Raw genomic sequence first — 3,587 nt, 5'->3', positions numbered from 1 at the left:
GTGGAAGAGCTGCGGGAACAGCTTATGCAGGAGCTGCCTGATTATATGGTGCCGTCCAGCTTTATGCAGCTGGATGACATGCCGATGACTCCGAGTGGAAAGAATGACCGAAAAGCATTGCCCGAGCCCGATCTGACCGTGAATGCAACGGAGGAATATGCAGCTCCGAGAGACAAAATAGAGGAGATATTGGCTGAAATATGGGAAAAAGTCCTGAAAGTCGAACGGGTAGGCATTAAGGATCATTTTCTGAATCTGGGGGGAGATTCTATTAAAGCCATCCAGATCGTGTCCAAGCTTCACGATTATAAGCTAAAGCTGCAACTGAAGGATCTATTTGACCATCCTGTGATTGAACAATTGAGAGCCTATGTACAATCTGTCGAACATACTGCTTTTCAAGGAATGGTAACAGGGGAAATCATGCTCACGCCCATCCAAAGCTGGTTTTTTGAGCAGTCTTTTGCAGCAAAACATCACTTCAACCAGTCCGTTCTGTTACATAGGAAACAGGGGTTTGACGAAAGGATGTTAAGAAAGGTGTTCGATCGTTTGGTGGAACACCATGATGCTTTGCGTATTGTAGTGCGTGAGAAGGCGGGACAGGTGGTTCTGTTCAACCGGGGCACGGAAGGCGAACTATATTCGCTGGAGGTAAAGGATTTTACAAATGATGATATATATGATAGCTCCGTAAAGGAAGAAGCCGCCCTGCTTCAGTCCCGCATGGATTTAGAATGTGGACCTCTGATGCAAGCAGGCTTGTTCAAAACGAAAGACGGTGACTATCTGTGCGTAAGTATTCACCACCTGGTGGTTGACGGGATTTCTTGGCGGATTCTTTTTGAGGATATTTCTACAGGATACCGACAGGCGGAGAAGGGGGAAGAAGTCACATTCAGAGGGAAAACGGACTCTTTCCTGGCATGGTCTGAACAACTTTATACGTATGCCGGCAGCGGGGAGCTTCTCCAAGAAATCACATACTGGTCCGCGCTGGAACAGAATGAAATCAAGCCTATTCCCAAGGATCATCTCGTTCATGGCAGAACATATATGGATAGCGATCATATCGAAATCGTGCTGGATGAAGTCCAAACCGCCAAACTGCTTAGAGAAGTGAATAAGGCTTACAATACTGAAATCAACGATGTTCTTTTGACGGCATTGGGAGAGGCTATTCGGGAATGGACAGGAGAAGACAAGGTGCTTGTTAACCTGGAAGGGCACGGACGTGAAGAAATCATTCAGGATATGGATATCAGCAGAACCGTAGGCTGGTTTACCGCCCAATACCCTGTGATTTTGGATATGGCAGGTGTCAAGGACGTGTCTTCCCGGCTTAAAGCCGTCAAAGAAAGCCTCCGGCGCATTCCGCAAAAAGGCATCGGCTACGGCATTTTAAAATACCAGACGTTCCCTCGGGACGAGGAAATCTTAAGGTTTAATTTGCACCCTGAGATCAGCTTCAACTACCTGGGGCAGTTTGACCAGGATATCGATACCGACATATTTACCATCTCCGATGTTCTTACCGATGAGACGGTTTCACCCGACATGCAAAGACCTTACTGCTTGGACATTAACGGAAGGGTGGCTGATGGAAAACTAAGGATGAGTTTCGCCTATCACAAGCACGAATATGAAAAGGCCACGCTGATCACAGTGGCGGAAGGCTTTAAGCGAAATCTGGAGCAAATTATCGAGCATTGCTCATCACAGGAATATACGGAACTGACAGCCAGTGATGTAAGTTCCAGCAACATTACGACGGCGGAGGTAGAAGAGGTATATCGCGCGATGGGGGACTCTAAGCCCAATATCGCGGATATTTATACACTGACCCCTATGCAGTCGGGAATGCTCTACCACTTCCTCAGGGAGCAAAACTCGCACGCGTATTTTGAACAAGCAGTGATCAGTCTGAAGGGCGAAATCGATAGAAGCTTGTTTGAACGTGCTTTCCAGCAGGTGATTCAAAGACATGATATTTTGCGGACTGCCTTTGTTTATGAGAAGGTGGAAAAACCGGTTCAGGTCGTTTTAGAGGACAGACCAGCTGAAATGTTTTTCGAGTATATCTCCTTCTTAACAGAGGAAGAGAAAGAAAACTATCTCCAAGCCTATTTGGACAAGGATAGAGAAAAGAGCTTTGACCTCACCCGGGAGCCGCTGATCAGATTTGCCTTGATTAGAATTAATGCCGACAGCTATCGTTTCATTTTGAGTTTTCATCATATCATTATAGATGGATGGTGTCTTGGCATTGTATTTAAAGAGCTGCTGGAAATTCACAGTGCTCTTCATAAAGGAAGCATACCGCAATTAGGCACAGTGTATCCTTATCGTCAATATATCCAGTGGCTGGAACAAAGGGATGACCGGGAGACGGGGGCTTACTGGGAGAATTATCTGACAGAGTACGAACAGCCAGCGCTGTTGCCTAAAATCAAAAGTGGTATAGCTCATCCGGGATACATTCAGGAAGAATACGATTTTACGATAAATAGGGAAATGAAGGAGAGTTTGGAGGGAATCGCAAGAGAAAGTGGCGCCACGTTAAGTACGGTGATACAGGCCGTATGGGGAATCCTGCTGCAACGGTACAACAATACCCAGGATGTGGTGTTCGGAACGGTTGTCTCGGGAAGACCGGCAGAAATTCAAGGCGTTGAACAGATGGTAGGACTGTTTATCAATACGATTCCTGTCAGAGTCCGGGCAGAAAAGGAAGAAAGCTTTTCAGCCCTGGTTGCCAAACTTCAGCAGGAGGCATGGGCATCGGAGCGGCATCACTATTATCCGCTGGCGGAAATTCAGTCGCGGACCGCCTATGGAGGCGGATTGGTGCAAAACCTGCTGGCCTTTGAAAACTATCCGATAGAGGAAGCTGTCAAAGGACAGGGCGACCACGGAACAGATTTGAGGGTACTGTCCACGAAGGTTTCCGAACAGACAAATTTTGATTTTAATTTCATTGTTGTGCCTGAGAACGATCTGCAGATCAAATTCCGCTACAATAGCTTGGCCTATGACAGAAGCTTTATGGAGCGGGTAGCCGGGCAGATTAAAATGATCATCCGTGAAATCATCCGTTGTCCAAAGATGAGGATCGAAGATATCGAGATCGTACCGGAGGAAGAGAGCAGCGTGCAGCTCCGTGATTTTAACCGCACGGAGGCGGAATATCCAAAGGATCACACGATTCAGGGACTATTTGAGGAACGAGCGGAGCAAAGAGCAGATCATCCGGCTTTGGTCTGGGGAGAGCAAACGCTGACCTACCGGGAGCTGAACGAGCAGGCGAATCGGCTGGCTACAGCCTTGAGAGAGCGGGGAGTGAAGCCGGATGATATCGTTGCCATCATGGCGGAGCGTTCCATGGAAATGGTCATAGGCATCCTGGGAACACTCAAAGCGGGCGGAGCCTACCTGCCGATAGATCCGAATTATCCGGAGGAACGGATTCACTATATGCTGGAGGACAGCGGCGCGTCCATTTTACTGACGCAAAAGCATCTCCGGGACAAGCTCACCTATCACGGACCGATCATGGATTTGGATGGCGAAAGCCTAAGGCATATAGA

Annotated in this window: 1 protein-coding gene; it reads left to right on the top strand. The window is 47.7% G+C overall.

All coding sequences use genetic code 11. From position 1 onward, the window contains the following. Window positions 1-3,587 (top strand): condensation domain-containing protein (locus ABH897_RS27500; RefSeq protein WP_404593012.1); only part of this gene is annotated, 3,587 nt, incomplete at both ends.

Source organism: Paenibacillus sp. RC73 (assembly GCF_044908085.1).
Classification (GTDB): domain Bacteria; phylum Bacillota; class Bacilli; order Paenibacillales; family Paenibacillaceae; genus Paenibacillus; species Paenibacillus terrae_A.
This window is presented reverse-complemented; position numbering and strand designations above follow the sequence as displayed.